This window comes from Pseudomonas sp. LTGT-11-2Z (assembly GCF_003691445.1).
In the GTDB taxonomy this organism is placed as follows: Bacteria; Pseudomonadota; Gammaproteobacteria; order Pseudomonadales; family Pseudomonadaceae; genus Aquipseudomonas; species Aquipseudomonas monteilii.
Window position 1 is genome coordinate 4,827,505 of record NZ_CP033104.1, and the last position, 19,310, is coordinate 4,846,814.

Genomic DNA, 19,310 nt, shown 5'->3' on the forward strand with positions numbered 1-19,310 from the left:
CTCCGCTAACGCAGGTTGCCGCGCAAGCGGCTGACCTGCTCGCGCAAGGTTTCTGGCTGCGCTGCCTCCACCGGGATGGCGGCGCCGGCCACGATGGTCACCCGCGACCAGAGGCGCTTGAAAAAGCCCTTGGCCGGGTCGCGGCTGAAGAAGCTACCCCACAGCCCCTGCAAGGCCAGCGGAATCACTGGCACCGGCGTTTCTTCCAGGATGCGGTTGACGCCGCCCTTGAACACATCGATCTCACCATCGCCGGTCAGCTTGCCTTCCGGGAAGATGCACACCAGCTCGCCGTCGGCCAGGTACTCGGCAATGCGCGCGAAGGCCCGTTCATAGGTGGCCAGGTCTTCGTTACGCCCGGCAATCGGGATGGCACCAGCGGTGCGGAACACGAAGTTGAGCACCGGCAGGTTGTAGATCTTGTAGTACATGACAAAGCGGATCGGCCGGCGGATCGCCCCGCCCAACAGCAGCGCATCGACGAACGACACGTGGTTGCACACCAGCAACGCCGCACCCTCATCGGGAATGCGCTCCAGGTCGCGATGCTGCACGCGGTACATCGAATGGCTGAGCAGCCAGATCAGGAAACGCATGGTGAACTCGGGCACGATCCTGAAGATATAGGCGTTGACCGCGATGTTGAGCAGCGACACCACCAGGAACAGCTGCGGGATAGTGAAGCCCGCCAGGCCCAGCAGGATGATGGTGAGCACCGCCGACACCACCATGAACAATGCATTGAGGATGTTGTTGGCCGCGATCACCCGCGCGCGCTGGTCCTCGGCCGTGCGGGCCTGGATCAAGGCATACAGCGGCACGATATAGAAGCCGCCGAACACGCCCAGGCCAACGATCGACAGCAGGATCCACCAGGCCTGCCCCATGCCCAGCAGCGTCAGCCAGTCGTGCGGGACCGCTGCAGCCGGCACATCGCCGGAATGCCACCACCACAGCAGGCCGAACAGGGTCAGGCCGAACGAGCCGAACGGCACCAGGCCGATTTCCACTTTGCGCCCGCTCAGCCGCTCACACAGCAGCGAGCCCAGGGCAATGCCCACCGAGAACAGTGTCAGCACCAGGGTGACCACCGTGCCGTCACCGTGCAGCCAGTCCTTGGCGTAGGCCGGAATCTGCGTAAGGTAGATGGCCCCGACGAACCAGAACCACGAGTTGCCGACGATCGAGCGCGACACGGCCGGCGGCTGGCCCAGGCCCATGCGCAGGATCGCCCACGACTGCTTGAAGATGTTCCAGTCCAGCGGCATGCTCGGCGAAGCGGCAGCGGCCCGCGGGATCCAGCGGCTGGCCAGGTAACCGAGCACTGCGGTGCCGACCACGCCACCCGCCACCACCGTGGCGTAGCTGTCGGCCGACATCATCACCCCGGCGCCGATAGTGCCGGCGAGAATGGCCAGAAAGGTGCCGGTTTCCACCAGCCCGTTGCCGCCGACCAACTCTTCTTCGCGCAGGGCCTGCGGCAGGATCGAGTACTTCACCGGGCCGAACAGCGCCGAGTGAGTGCCCATGCCAAACAGGGCCACCAGCATCAGCGTCAGGTGGTTGGTGATAAAGCCCAGCGCACCGATCGCCATGATCACGATCTCGGCCAGCTTGATCGCACGGATCAACGCGTCCTTGGCGAATTTCTCACCAAACTGCCCACCCAGTGCCGAGAACAGGAAGAACGGCAGGATGAACAGCAAGGCGCACAGGTTGACCCAGATCGAACGGTCACCGTCGCCCAGGCTGAGCTTGAACAGGATCGCCAGGATCAGCGACTGCTTGAACAGGTTGTCGTTGAATGCACCCAGTGACTGAGTGATGAAAAACGGCAGGAAGCGCCGCTTGCCGAGCAAGGTGAATTGCGAGGAGTGACTCATCGTCCTTGGTCCTGAGGGCTTTTCAATTGGAGGCGCGCCGGGCGCGTCAGGCCACAAATCTGCATGGGAATTGCGTGCACTGGCAAGCACCTTCACGCCCACAATGACCAGGTCGCCTCAGAAACAGCCCATCATTCGAAGCCGAACAACGCTCGCGCTGTATCCACCAACAGCGCCCGACGCAACTCCGCCGAACACCCCAAGGCCTCAAACTGTTCCAAAGCCGTACTGAAACCCACCGCCGACTCATGCTGGGTATGTGGCCAGTCACTGCCCCACATCAGCCGCTCGGCGCCGTAATGCGCTTCCAGCGCACACAGCGCCTGCCGGGCGAAGGCGAGGTTCTGTTCCGGCGAGCCTTCCAACCGATAAATACCCGATACCTTCACCCATACCTTGCCCCGCCCACCCAGGGTCAGTAACTCGGCAAAACCCGGTTGGCCCAGGCCACGGCGGGCATCAGGCCGGCCGAAATGATCGACCACGATGTCCAGCCCATAAGGCTCAAGCGCCCGCACCAGTGCCGGAATGTCCGCCACGTGGCGATGCAGCTCCAGGTGCCAGCCCTGCTCGCCAATGCGTTCAAGCAAGGGCCGCCACTGGGCACCGGTGAGGTCGGGCAACGCCTGGCCCATGAGGTTCAGGCGCACGCCCCTCACGCCTAGCCGGGCCATCTCGTCCAGCGTCTCACGTTCGACGTCCTGCTCCAGCATCACCACCCCGCGCAACTGCCCCGGCACCGTTTGCAGGGCGCTGAGCAGGTAGCGGTTTTCGGTGCCCAGGAAACTGGGCTGAACCAGCACGCCATGGCTGAAACCATGGGCCAGCAGTTGGCCTAGGTAGTCGCCCAGCGGCGCATCGTAGCTGGGCGCGTAACGCCGCTCGCTGGCCAGGTTCAGCCCGCGGCTGAATACGTGGGCGTGGGTGTCGATGGCGGTCAGGTGTAAAGCAGGAGCGTCGGGCATGGTTCTCATACAAACAAGGTGAAGTTACTTGGTGGCAGCGCCAGCCATTTCCGGCGCAGGTGCAGATTCAAGGTTGCGACCACGGGTTTCCGGCAGGCAGAGGGCGGCGATCACCGCCACGCCATAGGCAATGCCGGCGTCGATGCCGATGGCACTGCCCAGCGACATCGACTCACTCATGTGGCCGACCAGGAACGGAAACACCGCTGATAACACACGGCCGAAGTTGTAGCAGAAGCCCACCCCGGCACCGCGCACATCGGCCGGGTACAGTTCGTTGAAGAACGCGCCCAGGCTGGCCGGGATGCCGGCGGCGAAAAAGCCCAAGGGGAAGCCGAGGAACAGCATTTGCGTGTTGGTCAGCGGGAAGAACACATAAGCCTGTACGGTCAGCACACAGCACAGGGCGAACAGCAAAATGTTCTTGCGCCGACCGATGCGGTCGATCAACAGGCCGCTGACCACGCAACCGCACCAGAACGCCAGGATGATCACCGCCAGATAGCCGCCCGAGTTCAGCACCGAGAGGTTGCGTTCGGTCTTGAGGAAGGTCGGCAGCCAGGTCATGACTGCGTGGTAGCCACCGTGGGCACCCAGGCCGAGCAAACCGCCGAGCAGGGTCACGCGCAGCAGTTCCGGGCGGAAGATGCCAGCCATCGATTGCAGGAAGCTGGCGGGGATGGCCTTTTCTTTTTGCAGGCGCTGGAAGCTGTCCGGCTCTGGCACGTTGCGGCGTACCCAGATGATCAGCAGCGCTGGCAAAAGGCCGACGAAGAACATCACCCGCCAGGCGAATTCCTGCGGCACCAGCGAGTAGATCAGCGTGAACAGCGCCACCGCCAGGCCCCAACCCACGGCCCAGGCGCTTTGCACCGTGCCCATGACCTTGCCACGGTATTTCGGGTTGATGGTTTCGGCCATCAGCACCGCGCCAGCCGCCCATTCACCGCCAATGCCGAAGCCTTGCATGGCCTTGACGAACAGCAGCGGGTAGAAGCCGGTGACGAACGCCGAAAGGAAGGTGAAGAAGGAGAACCAGAGAATCATCCATTGCAAGGTACGCACGCGGCCGTAGCGGTCGGACAAGGTGCCACCCAGCCAGCCGCCGATCGCCGAGGTCACCAGGGTCAGGCCGCTGATCAGGCCGGCATCGCCCTTGGTCAGGGAGAAGGCAGCGATCAGCGCGGGGATGGCCAGGCCGAACATCTGCACTTCCAGCGCATCGAGCGACCAACCGCCGAAGCAGGCCCAGAACGTCTTGCGTTCCCGTGAGGTGATCTGGCGATACCAGCTGAACATGATTGTTATCCTTCTTGGTCGTGTGTGTTACGGGCAGGCGAAGCCACTGCGCCGTGGCAGCACGGCGCAGACAGGTAAAACGGGTGAAGCGGCCGGCTTAGCGGATATCGATGCGGTAGCGGAAGTGCTGCGCATGGCCGCGCGAGCGGCGCCATTCCAGGGGCTTGCCGGCGTAGTCACGGGCCAGACGCTCGATCACCACCACCGGGCTGTCGGCCGGCAGTTGCAGCAAGCGGCCATGCACTGCGTCGACCGCTTCGGCGGTCAGGGTCTCTTCGGCGTAGGCGACCACCTGGCCGCACAGTGCTTCATAGATCGGGTACAGCAGCGGCCCCTTGCTGTTCAACTCCACGTCCAGCAATGGCTGGAAGGTCTGGCGCGGCAGCCAGATTTCTTCGGCCAAGACGGGCTGAGCACCCAGCAAACGGGTACGAATGATACGGATCACTTCGGCCCCCACCGCCAGGCCCAAGGCCTCGGCCACCGCCGATGGCGCTGCGAGCGGCTCGATGGAAAGGATGCGGCTTTCTGGCACCACACGCTCGCCATTGGCAGCCTCGAAACGGAAGAAGCGGAACAGCGAAGACTGGAACTGCGGGCGGCGGATGAAGGTGCCGCGACCCTGCTGGCGTTCCAGCACGCCTTCGGCGACCAGCACATCGACGGCCTTGCGCACGGTGCCGACCGACATGTCGAATTCGGTGGCCAGGGCCGCTTCGGTCGGGATCGCCTCGCCCGGGCGCCAGCGGTTATTGGCAATTTGCTCGACCATGTGGTCGCGCAATTGTTGGTAGCGGGGTAGTCGAGCATCACCGGTCAATGGGTGCATGGGTCTCGCTCTCGTCTTGTTATCTAAACATATATATGAATTTTGCGAGAGTATTCCCCCGCGGGTGGCGGGCTGTCAATCCTCCGCCTGTCGCCAGACACTGTGCCTGGCTTATGCTTGTGGCCGGGAAAACCAGAACAACAAGGACGTGGCAATGCTCGCCGCCATCAAACGCTACCCGCACACCGTGCGCCTGTTGCTGTTGACCACCTTCACCCTCACCGTCGCCCGTGCCCTCACCCTGCCCTACCTGGTGGTGTACCTGGCCGACAACTTCCAGCTGCCGATCAGCCAGATCGGCTTGCTGATCGGTGGTGCGCTGATCATCGCCTCGTTGCTGAGCCTGTATGGCGGCCACTTGGTCGACACCTTGCGCAACCACACCCTGGTCAGCGCGAGCACCCTGTTGTTCGCCCTGGCCTTTGTCGGCGCGGTCGCCAGCCGTTCAGCGTTGTTGTTTTTCCTGTGCCTGGTTCTGATCAACCTGGCCCTTGCGGTGGTCGACATCGCCGCCAAGGCCGGCTTCTGCGCCCTGCTGCCGGTAGAGGAACGGGCCGAAGTGTTCGCCATCAAGTACACCCTGAGCAACGTTGGTTACGCCGCCGGCCCTTTACTGGGTGTGGCCATGCTGGAACTGAACGACCACATGCCATTCATCGCCTCTGCCCTGCTTGGCCTGGCCATGTGCCTGGCCTACTGGCGCCTGGGCGACCGCAGCCTGCAGGCAAGTGCAGACAAGCCTGCGGCCGGTTTCGGCCAAGTGGCGCTGGGGCTGGCGCGTGACCGCCGGCTGGTGTGTTTCACGTTGGGCGGGGTGTTGAGTGCGGTGGTGTTTGGCCAGTTCACGGCCTACCTGTCGCAGTACCTGGTCGTCACCAGCAGCCCGACCGAAGCGGCGCGCCTGGTGGGCTATCTGGTGACCACCAACGCCGTAACGGTGATTGCCTTGCAGTACCTGATTGGCCGGCGTATCAGCCGCCAGCGCCTGATGCCCTGGTTGCTGGCCGGCATGGCCCTGTTCATCGCCGGGCTGCTGGGCTTTGCATCGGCAGGTTCGGTGCTGGCCTGGTGCCTGGCAATGCTGGTGTTCACCCTGGGCGAAATCATCGTGATCCCCGCCGAGTACATGTTCATCGACCTGATTGCGCCGGAGCACTTGCGCGGGGTGTATTACGGCGCACAGAACCTGTCCAACCTGGGGGCGGCACTGGGGCCGGTGATGGTGGGGTTTGCCCTGGTCCACCTGTGGCCGGGGGCGATCTTCTACCTGTTGGTATTGTCGGTGATACTGGCGGGGGTGTTTTACGGGTTGGGTACCCGAAAAAATTGATGTGTTGTTTCAGGTCAATCGCGAGCAAGCTCACGCCTACAACCATCGTCTGCGCTGACGAAGCGGCACCTGCGTGCCAGACTGATTGATCGGGACCGCGTTATCTTTTTTGCTTCGGAGTCTTCATGTCGTTGTCCAGCGGGCTGATCGCCGTGGTCGCCCTGGCCTATATGGCCGTCATGTTCGCCATCGCCTTCTATGGCGACCGCCGCAGCACGCCGTTGCCGCCGAAACTGCGTGCCTGGGTGTACAGCCTGTCGCTGGCCGTGTATTGCACCAGCTGGACCTTCTTCGGTGCAGTCGGCCAGGCCGCCGAACAGCTCTGGGCGTTCCTGCCGATCTACCTCGGCCCGGTGCTGCTGCTGATCTTCGCGCCCTGGGTGCTGCAAAAGATGGTGCTGATCAGCAAGCAGCAGAACATCACCTCGATCGCCGACTTCATCGCCGCCCGCTACGGCAAGTCACAGACGCTCGCGGTCGTGGTGGCGCTGATCTGCCTGGTCGGTGTGCTGCCGTACATCGCCTTGCAGCTCAAAGGCATCGTGCTGGGCGTGAACCTGCTGATCGGCGCCAACGCCGATGCCACCGGCACCCGCGTGCAGGACACCGCATTGGTGGTGTCGCTGGTGCTGGCACTGTTCGCCATTGTGTTCGGTACACGCAGCCTGGATGTGACCGAACACCACCGCGGCATGGTGCTGGCAATTGCCTTCGAATCGCTCATTAAGCTGCTGGCCTTCCTCGCGGTGGGCATCTTCATCGTCTTCAACCTGTATGACGGCTTCGACGACCTGTTCAGCCAGGCTCGCCAGTCGATCCACTTGCAGGACTATTGGCAGGAGACCATCAACTGGCCATCAATGGTGGTGCAAACCGCCGTGGCGATGATGGCGATCATCTGCCTACCTCGGCAGTTCCATGTCACCGTGGTAGAGAACATCGAACCCCAGGACATGCGCCTGGCGCGCTGGGTGTTCCCGATGTACCTGGCACTGGCCGCGCTGTTCGTGGTGCCGATTGCCTTGGCCGGGCAGATGTTGCTGCCAGGCACGGTGATTTCCGACTCGTTCGTGATCAGCCTGCCGCTGGCCGAGGCGCACCCGAGCCTGGCCCTGCTGGCGTTCATTGGCGGTGCTTCGGCGGCCACCGGCATGGTCATCGTCGAAGCCGTGGCACTGTCGACCATGGTGTCCAACGACATGCTGCTGCCCTGGCTGCTGCGCCGCAACAACACCGAGCGGCCGTTCGAGGCGTTCCGCCACTGGATGCTCTCGGTGCGCCGGGTAACCATCGTGGTGATCCTGTTGCTGGCCTACGTCAGCTACCGCTTGCTGGGGTCCACCGCGAGCCTTGCGACCATCGGCCAGATCGCCTTCGCCGCCGTGACCCAGCTCACCCCGGCCATGCTTGGCGCGCTGTACTGGAAGCAGGCCAACCGGCGCGGCGTGTTCGCCGGCCTTGCCGCGGGTATCTTCCTGTGGTTCTACACCCTGGTGCTGCCGATCACCGCGCACAGCCTTGGCTGGTCACTGCAACTGTTCCCGGGGCTGGCGTGGCTGCACGGCAACCCGCTGGGCCTGCCTATCAGCCCGCTGACCCAGGGCGTGGTGTTGTCACTGGCGGGCAACTTCACCCTGTTTGCCTGGGTCTCGGTGCTTTCGCGCACGCGGGTGTCCGAGCACTGGCAGGCCGGCCGCTTCATTGGCCAGCAAACCGCGCGGCCCAGCAGCAAGCCGCTGCTGGCGGTACAGATCGACGACCTGCTGACCCTCGCCTCGCGCTTTGTGGGTGAAGAGCGTGCACGTCAGAGTTTCATCCGCTTCGCCTACCGCCAGGGCAAGGGCTTCAACCCCAACCAGAACGCCGACGGCGACTGGATCGAGCACACTGAACGCCTACTGGCCGGGGTACTGGGCACCTCGTCGACCCGCGCCGTGGTCAAGGCCGCCATCGAAGGCCGCGACATGCAGCTGGAAGATGTGGTGCGCATCGCCGACGAAGCCAGCGAAGTGCTGCAGTTCAACCGCGCCCTGCTGCAAGGCGCCATCGAGAACATCAACCAGGGCATCAGCGTGGTCGACCAGAACCTGCACCTGGTGGCCTGGAACCGGCGCTACCTGGAGCTGTTCAACTACCCCGACGGCCTGATCAGCGTGGGCCGGCCCATTGCCGACATCATCCGCTACAACGCCGAGCGCGGTCTGTGCGGCCCGGGCGAAGCGCAGGTGCATGTGGCGCGGCGCCTGCACTGGATGCGCCAGGGCCGTGCGCACTCCTCCGAACGGCTGTTCCCCAATGGCCGGGTGATCGAGCTGATCGGCAACCCGATGCCAGGCGGCGGCTTCGTCATGAGCTTCACCGACATCACCCCGTTCCGCGAGGCCGAGCAGGCCCTGCGCGACGCCAACGAAGGCCTGGAACAACGGGTGGCAGAGCGCACCCAAGAGCTGTCGCAGCTCAATCAGGCACTGTCGGAAGCCAAGAGCCATGCCGAAGCAGTGAGCCAGTCCAAGACCCGCTTCCTGGCTGCGGTCAGCCATGACTTGATGCAGCCGCTGAACGCCGCCCGGCTGTTCTCCGCCGCCTTGTCACAGCAAGCCGAGGGCATGAACGAAGAGGCCCAGCAGCTGGTGCAGCACATGGACAGCTCGCTGCGCTCGGCCGAAGAGCTGATCAGCGACCTGCTGGACATCTCGCGCCTGGAAAACGGCAAGATCACCCCAGACGCCAAGCCCTTTGCCCTCAACGAACTGTTCGACACCCTGGGGGCAGAATTCAAGGTACTGGCGGCCGAGAAAGGCCTGGAGTTCCGCTTGCGTGGCAGCCGCCTGCGGGTGGACAGCGACATGAAGCTGCTGCGGCGGGTACTGCAGAACTTCCTCACCAATGCCCTGCGTTATGGCAAGAGCCCGATCCTGCTGGGTGCTCGCCGCCAGGGCGAACGCCTGTGGCTGGAAGTGTGGGACCGGGGGCCGGGCATTGCCGACGACAAGCTGCAGGTGATCTTCCAGGAGTTCAAACGCCTGGACAGCCACCAGACCCGCGCCGAAAAAGGCCTGGGCCTGGGCCTGGCAATTGCCGACGGCCTGTGCCGGGTGCTGGGGCACCCGCTGGAAGTACGCTCATGGCCGGGCAAAGGCACGGTGTTCCGGGTCTGCGTGCCGATTGCTCGCCAGCCCGCACCGGCGCCGAGCGCCCCGGTGGAACAGGGTGGCCAACCGCTGGCCGGGCTGCAGGTGCTGTGCGTGGACAACGAAGACAGCATCCTGATCGGCATGAACAGCCTGCTCAGCCGATGGGGTTGCCAGGTATGGACCGCGCGTAACCAGGCCGAATGTGAGGCCCTGCTGGCCAAGGGCATGCGCCCGCACCTGGCATTGGTGGACTACCACCTGGATGACGGCGAGACCGGCATCGGGCTGATGGGCTGGCTACGCGCGCGCCTGGGTGAACCGGTGCCAGGGGTGGTGATCAGTGCCGACGGCAGCAAGGAAACCATCGCCATGGTGCATGCATCTGGCCTGGACTACCTGGCCAAGCCGGTCAAGCCGGCGGCTCTGCGCGCCATGCTCAACCGCCATCTGAGCCTGGTTCAGTAACCGCTGCATCCGGCACCTCGTCGGACAGCGCCCGTTCCAGCAAGTCTGCCGGCAGGCTCTTGCTGGCACGGGCGCCCAGCAGTTTCAGCTGTTCGCTGCGGCTGACCAGGTTGCCGCGCCCTTCGCACAATTTGTTGCGGGCTGCGGCATAGGCCTTGTCCACCTGCTGCAGGCGGCTGCCCAGCTCGTCCAGGTCCTGGATGAACAGCACGAACTTGTCGTACAGCCAACCGGCGCGCTCGGCAATTTCGCGGGCGTTCTGGCCTTGACGCTCCTGTTTCCACAGGCTGTCGATCACCCGCAGGGTCGCCAGCAAGGTGGTGGGACTGACAATCACGATCTGCCGGTCGAAGGCTTCCTGGAACAGGTTGGGCTCAGCCTGCAAGGCTGCCGAGAAGGCCGCCTCGATAGGCACGAACAGCAGCACGAAATCCAGGCTGTGCAGGCCTTCGAGGCGATTGTAATCCTTGCTCGACAGGCCTTTGACGTGGCTGCGCAATGACTGCACGTGCTGCTTGAGCGCGGCCTCGTCGTTGCCGGCGACGAACTGCTGGTACGCCGTGAGGCTGACTTTGGCGTCCACCACCACCTGCTTGTCGCCGGGCAGCATGATCAGCACATCGGGCTGGAAACGCTCGCCGTCGGCACTTTTCAGGCTGACCTGGGTCTGGTACTCGCGGCCCTTTTCCAGGCCCGCATGCTCCAGCACCCGCTCAAGAATCAGCTCACCCCAGTTGCCTTGGGTTTTCTGGCCCTTCAAGGCCTGAGTGAGGTTGGTGGCCTCGTCCGACAAGCGCAGGTTGAGCTGCTGCAGGCGCTCCAGCTCCTTGCCTAGCGAAAAGCGTTCGCGGGCCTCTTGCTGGTAGCTTTCTTCCACGCGCTTTTCGAAGGCATGAATACGCTCCTTGAGCGGGTCGAGCAACTGGCCCAGATGCTGCTGGCTGGTCTGGGCGAAGCGCTGCTCGCGCTCGTCGAAGATCTTGGTGGCCATGTCGGCGAACTGGGCGCGCAGGGTATCGCGAGCTTCCTGCAGGTCTTCGAGGCGTTGCTGATGGCTTTCCTGCTGCTCGCGCAGCTCGGCCTCCAGGCGTGCGGTCTGGGCCTCCAGGCGGCGCAGTTCAGCCTCCCGGCTGGCGCGCTCCAGGCTCCAGGCGTGGGCGGCATCGCGGGCATTGTCGCGGTCGACTTGCAGCAGTTCCAGCTCACGGCCCTGGGCGGCCAACTGAGTCTGTTTGACGGTGTTGGCTTCGCTGAGGTCGCTGACTTCATCGCGGCTGGCCTCCAACTGCGCTTGCAGGCCAGCCTGGGCCAGCTGGGCGGCATTGAGGCGTTCTTCAAGCAACGCCTGCTCACCTTGTCGCGCGCCCTGGCGGCGCTGCACCTGCATGACCCACCCCAGGCAGGGTAACGCGCCTGCCACCAAGCCCAGCAGAATGCTGGCCAGATCCACTGTCATGCTTACCCCGAACGATCCTGGATGATTGATGCGCAGCTTATCAGCCCGGCGGGCGTGTTGCCTGTTGCAGCCCGAGTGCTCAGCCCGAGAACCACTGGCGCAGCAACCGCCGCGCTTCCTGCGACCCCTGCCCCGCCGCCAGCTCCAGCCAGTACCGTGCCTGCTCAGGCTCGGTGTGCTGGCACAACCGTGCATATTCCAGTTGCGCCCGCCGATCACCGGCGCGGGCGGCCTGACGCAGCAGTTCATGGCCAATCCGCCGGTCACGGGCATTGCCGCAATCACGGCACAGCATCTGCCCCAGGCGGCTTTGTGCGACCACAACGCCCTGGCGCGCCGGCTGTTTCAACAGGCGCCCAGCCAAGTGCTTGACCTGGGCCTTGTCACCCAGGCGCGGGCTGTCGAGCAACCACAAGGCAACTTTCAGTGAAAAGCGTTTGGGGGGAGGCGTCGATGCCGCAGGGCTGGCGAGGTGTTTGCTACGAAACTTCATGAGTAACAGGTTTGGCAACTCGAAAGGCGCGCCACTCTACTCTTTTTTTTCCGCCGCAGCCTGTCGATTTCCGGAGAATTGAAAAAAATTTAAATGATCTTTTCTTGACGTTTTCGAGGGGATGACCAAGCGGTCTGTCGAGGCATGTCGATTGTCGGACAGTTCACGCCTTTGCTAGCACGCCCGTCCTAGAGCAAGCGCTCGGGACAATCCACAGTTCCTGTGGATAACTCGGTGGACAACCCCCTAGTACACCCCGCAAAGCCCCGTAAATTGGGGCTTTGTGTCAAACTGACGATTTTTTCACCAGCTAAAAATAGTGTTTTTTTTCATTGACTTAACCGCGCAGTCAAGGCATTGGCGGAGCTATCGATGCGTGTTGCCGGGCTGTTACAAGCGTTGCCCCGAATGTGAACAAGTGCACCATAAACCGCCATTCGAGTGCACGAAATGGGCACATCAACCTGGATACGGGCCAATTGCCCCCTCTTCACAGCAATACAAATACGCGCCATACTGCGCGGCTAACCCGAACGAACGTAGTGCTTGCCAAACACCTGCATTTCCAGTAAGGTGCGCCTCGTTAGTACCAAGCTGAAAGTCAATTCTGGCCGCAAGCGTCCTTGCAACCCCTCCTCCCAAGAGTGGCGCTGCTGAAAGCAGGACCGGCCTAATCGATGATTCCCTCGCCAGCCTCAGGCTGCTCAAGCACGAATCACGTGACAGATTGATCAGGATTCCACCCCGACGGCCTAGAACCTTGGCCCCGGCGTGCTGCCTGCCTTCCGAAGTACCTACCAGTCAGCCCAAGCGCCCACCTTTGATTGCGCTCTCTCTGGCTGCCCTGTTCCAGTCAGGTTCGTTCGTCCCTTAATAAAGGCGTCACTGGAACGTTTCTATCATGCACGGATCATAACCCCCGTGTTTAAAGCAGGAACCTCCAACAATATGCATACTCATCATCAAATTCAGGCTGCCATTGGCACCCTCTCCCAGGCCTTCTCGCCGTTGAAGTGCCTTATCGTTGCCCCACGCAAGGGCAGCTTCAGCTTCACCCTGGTAGACGAACACGGCGTCGCCTGCCACACCGAGCGCCTGTACCCTGAACAGTACAGCCGTAGCGAGCCGCTGCAGGCAGTCATCGCCCGTACTCGCCAATCGCTTACCGCGTGAGCCGCGAATACTGCGGTATTCAAGCGCTGAATCACCCCATCGCCAGTCTGCCTGAACGTTCCCGGCGTAATTGCCTTAGGGCATATAGCCCGGTACGTCAGGCAGCAAACGATTTAAAAACAGCTCTTTACACCACGATTATCACACTACACTTCAACTCGAGCGGTCCTTACCGCTTCCGGCGGGCCTGATCATTCACCAGCTGCCAAGCTCCAGCGCCCGTCCGGCCCTTATCTGCTCGAGGGCATCATGGGTATCGCGGCGAATGAATTGTGTCAGTATGTGATCCGACCCACCCTGGTCTATCTGGACCGTCACTGCGCCAGCGCCGAGGCCTTGTTGCTGGGCATCGCCGCCAGCCAATCGGCACTCGGGTCAGCGTTGCACGACCGACGTGGGCACGGCCTTTACCGCATTGGCGAACACCGCCATCAGGCACTCTGGGACGACTACCTGGCCCGTGATCCCGACCTGGCCAGCCTGGTCCGCGGCTTGGCCAGCCAGCACGCCTTCCTTGGCGGGCCGCACCTGGAGCTCACCGTCAACCTGCGCTACTCCACCGCCATTGCCTGGATGCTCGTCGAAGAACAGGCCACGCCGCTGCCAGCTGCCGACGATTTACTAGCACTGGCGCGCATCTGGCGACAGATTTTCAACCCCCAAGGTCGCCTGCGCGACTTCACTCACGCCTGGCATACCTGCATAGATCGGAGATTGCCACAGGCATCTTGAGACGCGTCCTACAAAAATACCGGAAAAAATGGAATTTTGGTCGGATTGTCCTACAAAACCGCTCTAACTCCTGCGATTGAGGCTATAGCGCAGCGCGTGATTTGTTGGTAGCTTTTCGCCCCGGAGATCCCAAGGAGTTTTCTAATAATGAAAAAAGTAATGCTCAAAACCTCCCTCGGCGTAGCCGTTGCTCTTGCTTCCAGCCAACTGCTCGCCAGCGGCTTCGCGCTCAACGAACAGAGCATCAGCAGCATGGGGACAGGTTTCGCGGGACGTTCTTCTTCTGCCGAAGATGCCAGCACCGTGTTTGGCAACCCGGCAGGCATGTCTCGCCTCAAACGCGAACAATTCACCGTGGGCGGCGCTGCCGTCATCGCCAAGTCCGACATCTCGGGCCGGGGCAGCAACCTCGGGGGGGAAACCGATGGTGACATGGTGCCTTTCGTTGGCGTACCGATGGGTTACTACGTCAAGCCGATCGACGACCACTGGAGCGTCGGTTTCGGCGTCTACGTACCGTTCGGCCTGGTAACCGACTACGGCAGCGATGACGCGGCACGCTACTGGGGCAAGAAGAGCCACGTCGAGGTTGTCACCTTCCAGCCGACTGTTAGCTATGCCTTCAACGACAAGGTCTCGATCGGCTTCGGCCCTACCATCAACCGCATCAAGGGTGAGCTGGGCTCAAGCCTGATCAACCCGTTCACGCCTGGCCGTAACGATGGCGAAGTGAAGATCAAGGGCGACGATACCGCCGTTGGCTACAACATCGGTATCCTGGTACAAGCCACCGACCGCACCCGCGTCGGCCTTACCTACCACTCGATGGTCGACTACAAGCTCGAAGGCAAGACCCGCGTCAGCACGCCGCTGATCGGGCCATTCAACGGCAACAAGTTCGACGCCAGCCTGAAGATCAAGACGCCCGAGTCTGTCGACCTTTCGGTTACCCATGAGCTGGACGACCAGTGGACCCTGTACGCAGGTAGCACCTGGACCCGCTGGAGCCGCCTGAAAGACATCACCGTGCAGAACGATGTGCCGGCCCCACTGGCAGGTTCGGCGTTCCAGACCATCACCGAAGAACAGAACTGGCATGACACCTGGGCCCACGCGATTGGTGCGTCGTACAAGGTCAACAAGGAGTGGGTACTGCGTACCGGCTTCACCGTCGACCAGTCGCCGACCAACAACCACGACCGCTCGCCACGCATCCCGACCGGCGACCGCAAAGTGTTCAGCCTGGGTGCCGGCTGGAGCCCGAACGACGACATGACCATCGACGTGGCCTATTCCTACCTGTGGGAAGAAGACACCAAGGTCAATCAGGTAAGCGCAACCAAAGGCAGCTACCAGGCCAAGTACGAGAACAGCGCCCACGGTATCGGTGCTTCGCTCACCTACCGCTTCTGATTCGTACCCGCCGCACAAAAAACCGCCCCCGTGGCGGTTTTTTCATGCCTGCACCTGCCAACTGTCACCCAGGCACTCGCGCAGATAATCCATGAACACGCGTACCTTGGTGGTCATGGCAAAACGGTCGGCCAGGCACAGGTAGATATCCATCGGCTCGGTCTGGGCGTAGGCTTGCCCGCTGTCGCTGTACTCGAACAAGGGCACCAGCGCGCCGGAAGCCAGGTGTGGCCGCACGATGAACTCGGCCAGGCGGGTGATGCCACCATCGTGCAGGGCCATCTGGGTCAGGGTATCGATGTCATCGCTGATCAATACGCTGCCAAATTCCGCCTCGAAGCGCAGGCGGTCGCGCATGAAGCCCCAACGCAGAAAGCGCCCGTCCACCGGATAGCGAAACACCAGGCAGCGGTGGTCGCGCAGGGCCTCAGGCGTGGCGGGTACGCCGGCGCTTTGCAGGTAACCGGGTGAGGCGCAGCAGATGAACGGGATACGGGCAATGTGCCGGGCCATTAGCTGGTCTTCCAGCTGAGGGGCAATACGCAGGCTCACGTCGACGTCTTCACGGGCATGGTTCACCCGGCGATCAGTCGTTATCAACTCTATCGAAAGCAATGGGTAGCGGGCACTGAAGGCAGGTATCAGCGGCGCCAGCACGTGACGACCGAACGCTGAAGTCGAGGCAATACATAACCGCCCCTGGGGCTCGCTGTCGGGGGTGGTGACCGCCTGTTCGGCCAGCGCAAGGTCACGCTCGATATGCTTCACACGCTCGTAATACTGGGCGCCAGCGGGGGTCACAGCCATGCTGCGTGTGGTACGGCTGAGCAGTCGCACCTGCAAGTGGCCCTCTAGCCGAGCCAGGTTCTGGCTGACCGCTGCCGGGCTGAGGCCCAGATTGCGGGCGCCAGCGGCAATGCTGCCGGCTTCGACAACCTTGATGAAACTGCGGATGGCGTTGAGCAGGTCCATTTGAGCCCTTGGATTCGTAAGAATCTCTTTATAAAGAACTCAATCCTGCGGGTCTACAGGTGCAGGAGGATGCGTTGCTAACCTGCGCCTCCACTCACCTTTCAGGAGTTCGCATGAGCAACCTGTCCCAGTCGCGCAGCCGACGCAAGTTACACCCGAGCGCCACGCCTTACGTTTTCGCCTTTTACATGTCGTCGATCATGGCACTGCTGATGTGCTTCGTGATCACAGCGGCCAATGCCGGGGTTAACCCGGAGTACCTGAGCAACGTGCTGAAGGCCTATCAATTGGCAATGCCGGTGGCGTTTGTCTGTGTGTTGATGGTGAGGCCGGTGGTGGTGCGGCTGGTGGCGATTACGGTGCATGCTAAGTGAAGTAACAACAGCGGACGCATCTTCCGCTCTTGCTCTTGCTCTTGCTCTTGATCTTCGCGACTTCAGGAGGCCGAACGCAGGCCTCCCGGGAGCGAGGCCGGAGTGAGGGAACCCCGGAGCGCAGCGTAGGGGCCGGATGATGGGAGCGCAGCGTTTTTTGGTTACTTTTTGTCGCGTTTGACAAAAAGTGACTCGCCGTAAGGGCGAAAAGGTGATTCAGCGTCACCAAAGCAAATGGACTTTGCGCAACATAAGAACCAGCACTTTTTTGCTTTTCGCTTTTCGCTTTTCGCTTTTCGCTTTTCGCTATCAGTCCTCAGCATCAAACACAGTCAGAAAACCGCCTCACTGCTGCGAAGCGATGGCCTTTTCGATAGCAGCCCTGAACGCCGGGTCATCCGGTTTGGTCAGGCTTGAGAAATTCCCAATCACCTTACCCTTACGGTCCACCACGTATTTGTAGAAATTCCACTTCGGCGCACTGCTCTGGCTGGCCAATTCAGCGAACAGTGGTATCGCATCCTTACCCCGTACCGGCTGCGTCTTGGTCATGGTAAAGGTGACACCGTAGTTGGCATAGCAAACCTTGGCGGTCTTCTCACTGTCGGCATCTTCCTGCTTGAAGTCATTGGACGGCACACCCAGCATTTCCAGGCCTTGCTCGTGATACTCCTTGTACGTCGCCTCAAGCCCCTCGAACTGCGGCGCAAAACCGCAATAGCTGGCGGTATTGACCACCACCAGCGGTTTACCGGCGAAGCGCTGGCACAGGTCGACCTGACCCTTCCCACGCAATTCCGGCAGGCTACCCTGCAACACGGCCGGGCAATCGGCAGCCCAGCTCGATGTGCTGGCTAGCAGGGCCAGCACCGGCACCATCAACCAATGTGCACGCATGATTCGTTTCTCCCGCATGACGATCCTTGAGCTTGCAGGGTAGCGCCTAACAAACACCCATGCCCAGTTGCATCAATGCCATCCCCCCCTGATGCCAGCCCCACCACACCAGCGCCAACAGCGCCAAAGCAGCAAGGGCCAGCAGCCCACGGGCCAGGTAGCGGTTCATGCGGCCTGGGCCTGCAAGCGGGCAACCGGACGCTCGCGCACCGGCCAATTAAGGGCGGCAGCCAGCAGGCTGAGCAGGATGGAAATCTGCCAGACCAGGTCGTAGCTGCCAGTGCGGTCATACACCACCCCACCCAACCAGCCACCGAGGAAGGCCCCAAGCTGGTGGAACAGGAAGACGATACCGCCGAGCATGGACAGGTTGCGCACCCCGAACACCGTCGCCACGGTGCCATTGGTCAACGGCACTGTGGACAGCCACAGCAGGCCCATGGCGATACCGAACAGGTAAGCACTGAACTCGCTCACCGGCGCCCACAGGAACAGCAGGATTACCACCGCACGTAGCAAGTAAAGCCCGGTCAGCAGACGCGGCTTGGACATCCGACCACCCAGCCAGCCAGCAGTGAAAGTACCTACGATATTGAACAGGCCGACCAACGCCAGCACCGTGGTACCGGTGGTTGCAGCCAGGTGCTGGTCTACCAGATAGGCCGGCAGGTGCACACCAATGAACACCACCTGGAAGCCGCAGACGAAAAAGCCCAGCGCCAGCAACCAGAAGCCGGAATGCGAGCACGCCTCGCGCAGTGCCTGGCTCAGGGTCTGTTCGGCGCCATGGCTGGGCAGCGGGCGGTCGCGCAGCAGGCCGACGAAGGGCACGATAAACGCCACCATCAGGCCCAACACCAGCAACGCCGCCGACCACCCCAACCACTGGATCAGACCCAAGGTACCGGGCAGCATGGCGAACTGGCCAAACGAACCGGCAGCGCTGGCAATCCCCATCGCCATACTGCGCTTCTCGGCAGGCACAGCACGCCCGACCACGCCAAGGATGACCGAGAACGACGTGCCGGACAGGCCGATGCCGATCAGCAAGCCGGCACTGAGCGACAACGACAAGGCCGAATCGGCCATGCCCATCAGGATCAAACCGACGGCATAGAGAATGCCACCGATGATCACCACCCGCGCGGCACCCAGGCGGTCGGCCAAGGCTCCGGCGAAGGGTTGGGCCAGCCCCCAGATCAGGTTCTGCAAGGCGATGGCAAAGGCGAACACCTCACGCCCCCAGCCAAAATCGGCGCTCATCGGCGCCAGGAACAGGCCAAAGCCATGTCGCACACCCAAGGAAAGCGCCAGGATCAACGCCGCCCCCACCAATACCCAACCGCTGGTTCGCCACACCGAAGTCATTGTCGTTATCTCCAGCACATCGCAAGGTTTTTGCGGGTATATACCCGCTTATAGTCGTATCGATTCAGGCCAGTTGGCCCAGCAAACGCACCAGCTCATCCCGCTGCCCTGCCCCCAGTCGCTCCACCAGCTCCGTTTGAGCCTGCTCCCAGGCGGGATGAGCGTCACACAATAGCTGCTTACCCGCTTCGGTCAGCAGCACCACGCGATTGCGTTGGTCATCGCCATCCACCAGGGCCAACAGCCCCTCGGCCTCAAGCACCCGCAGGTTGCGGCCCAAGGTGCTGCGCTCCAGGCCCATCGCTTCGGCCAGGGTCGTGATGCTAGGGCGATCAAGCCGCTGCAGATGGCGTAAAAGGGAAAACTGGGCGACATTGACCCCAAAGCCGGCAAGCGCTTCGTCGTAATGTCGGCTCACCCCACGGGCAGCGCGACGTAGATGGGTACAGATGCATTCACTGGGCAGCATGGATACGTGTATATACCCGCGTCATAGGTGTTGCAAGAAATTTCGCCTTCGAGGTGAC

General features: G+C 62.2%; 17 protein-coding genes. 6 read left to right on the forward strand and 11 right to left on the reverse strand.

What is annotated here, in order from left to right; all coding sequences use genetic code 11:
* Window positions 1-5: 5 nt before the first annotated feature.
* The 4 genes from D8767_RS22790 to D8767_RS22805 form a co-directional block, all read right to left on the reverse strand.
* On the reverse strand, window positions 6-1,883 hold the full coding sequence (locus D8767_RS22790; RefSeq protein WP_016715495.1) for a 1-acyl-sn-glycerol-3-phosphate acyltransferase: 1,878 nt from the start codon (window positions 1,881-1,883) through the stop codon (window positions 6-8).
* A 131-nt stretch (window positions 1,884-2,014) separates the two neighbouring features.
* Window positions 2,015-2,848, reverse strand: a complete 834-nt coding sequence (locus D8767_RS22795) for an amidohydrolase (protein WP_016715494.1) — start codon at window positions 2,846-2,848, stop codon at window positions 2,015-2,017.
* Window positions 2,849-2,872: 24 nt separating this feature from the next.
* A complete protein-coding gene (locus D8767_RS22800) occupies window positions 2,873-4,147 on the reverse strand; it encodes an MFS transporter (protein WP_016715493.1) in 1,275 nt (424 codons plus the stop codon).
* Window positions 4,148-4,244: 97 nt separating this feature from the next.
* Complete coding sequence (locus D8767_RS22805) at window positions 4,245-4,976, reverse strand: GntR family transcriptional regulator (protein ID WP_028698690.1); 732 nt, start codon at window positions 4,974-4,976, stop codon at window positions 4,245-4,247.
* A 154-nt stretch (window positions 4,977-5,130) separates the two neighbouring features.
* Between D8767_RS22805 and D8767_RS22810 the strand changes: the two genes are divergently transcribed.
* Window positions 5,131-6,306, forward strand: coding sequence for an MFS transporter (locus tag D8767_RS22810; RefSeq protein ID WP_016715491.1), 1,176 nt, complete (start codon window positions 5,131-5,133; stop codon window positions 6,304-6,306).
* 125 nt (window positions 6,307-6,431) lie between these two features.
* Window positions 6,432-9,905, forward strand: coding sequence for a hybrid sensor histidine kinase/response regulator (locus tag D8767_RS22815; RefSeq protein WP_016715490.1), 3,474 nt, complete (start codon window positions 6,432-6,434; stop codon window positions 9,903-9,905).
* Here the strand turns inward: D8767_RS22815 and rmuC are convergent.
* Entirely contained in the window at window positions 9,877-11,247 is a 1,371-nt protein-coding gene (gene rmuC, locus D8767_RS22820; protein WP_161751474.1) for a DNA recombination protein RmuC, read from the reverse strand. The genes D8767_RS22815 and rmuC overlap by 29 nt on opposite strands.
* Window positions 11,248-11,440: 193 nt before the next feature.
* Window positions 11,441-11,854, reverse strand: coding sequence for a tetratricopeptide repeat protein (locus D8767_RS22825; RefSeq protein ID WP_033724203.1), 414 nt, complete (start codon window positions 11,852-11,854; stop codon window positions 11,441-11,443).
* 948 nt (window positions 11,855-12,802) lie between these two features.
* Here D8767_RS22825 and D8767_RS22830 point away from each other — a divergent pair.
* The 3 genes from D8767_RS22830 to D8767_RS22840 all read left to right on the forward strand — a co-directional run bounded on the left by D8767_RS22830 (window position 12,803) and on the right by D8767_RS22840 (window position 15,172).
* Window positions 12,803-13,027: a hypothetical protein gene (locus D8767_RS22830; protein WP_016715487.1), complete on the forward strand. Its 225-nt coding sequence runs from the start codon at window positions 12,803-12,805 to the stop codon at window positions 13,025-13,027.
* A gap of 249 nt (window positions 13,028-13,276) precedes the next feature.
* Window positions 13,277-13,759, forward strand: coding sequence for a hypothetical protein (locus D8767_RS22835; RefSeq protein WP_016715486.1), 483 nt, complete (start codon window positions 13,277-13,279; stop codon window positions 13,757-13,759).
* 147 nt (window positions 13,760-13,906) lie between these two features.
* The gene (locus tag D8767_RS22840; protein WP_016715485.1) at window positions 13,907-15,172 is read left to right on the forward strand and encodes an OmpP1/FadL family transporter; all 1,266 of its coding nucleotides are present in this window, start codon (window positions 13,907-13,909) and stop codon (window positions 15,170-15,172) included.
* A gap of 42 nt (window positions 15,173-15,214) precedes the next feature.
* Here D8767_RS22840 and D8767_RS22845 read toward each other — a convergent pair whose 3' ends face one another.
* Window positions 15,215-16,144: a LysR family transcriptional regulator gene (locus D8767_RS22845; RefSeq protein ID WP_016715484.1), complete on the reverse strand. Its 930-nt coding sequence runs from the start codon at window positions 16,142-16,144 to the stop codon at window positions 15,215-15,217.
* Between the two features lie 113 nt (window positions 16,145-16,257).
* Here D8767_RS22845 and D8767_RS22850 point away from each other — a divergent pair, with 113 nt between their 5' ends.
* Window positions 16,258-16,518 carry a DUF2798 domain-containing protein gene (locus tag D8767_RS22850; protein WP_016715483.1) on the forward strand — a complete coding sequence of 87 codons (261 nt, stop codon included), beginning with the start codon at window positions 16,258-16,260 and terminating at the stop codon, window positions 16,516-16,518.
* Between the two features lie 345 nt (window positions 16,519-16,863).
* On the opposite strand, the gene D8767_RS22855 is transcribed toward D8767_RS22850, so the two are convergent.
* From D8767_RS22855 to D8767_RS22865, 4 genes are all read right to left on the reverse strand, one after another.
* Entirely contained in the window at window positions 16,864-17,415 is a 552-nt protein-coding gene (locus D8767_RS22855; RefSeq protein WP_019099289.1) for a glutathione peroxidase, read from the reverse strand.
* Between the two features lie 46 nt (window positions 17,416-17,461).
* Window positions 17,462-17,584 carry a hypothetical protein gene (locus tag D8767_RS29385; RefSeq protein ID WP_016715481.1) on the reverse strand — a complete coding sequence of 41 codons (123 nt, stop codon included), beginning with the start codon at window positions 17,582-17,584 and terminating at the stop codon, window positions 17,462-17,464.
* Window positions 17,581-18,783, reverse strand: coding sequence for an MFS transporter (locus D8767_RS22860; protein ID WP_016715480.1), 1,203 nt, complete (start codon window positions 18,781-18,783; stop codon window positions 17,581-17,583). Before D8767_RS22860 ends, D8767_RS29385 begins: the two co-directional genes overlap by 4 nt.
* A gap of 64 nt (window positions 18,784-18,847) precedes the next feature.
* Complete coding sequence (locus tag D8767_RS22865; protein ID WP_016715479.1) at window positions 18,848-19,252, reverse strand: MarR family winged helix-turn-helix transcriptional regulator; 405 nt, start codon at window positions 19,250-19,252, stop codon at window positions 18,848-18,850.
* Window positions 19,253-19,310: the final 58 nt, after the last annotated feature.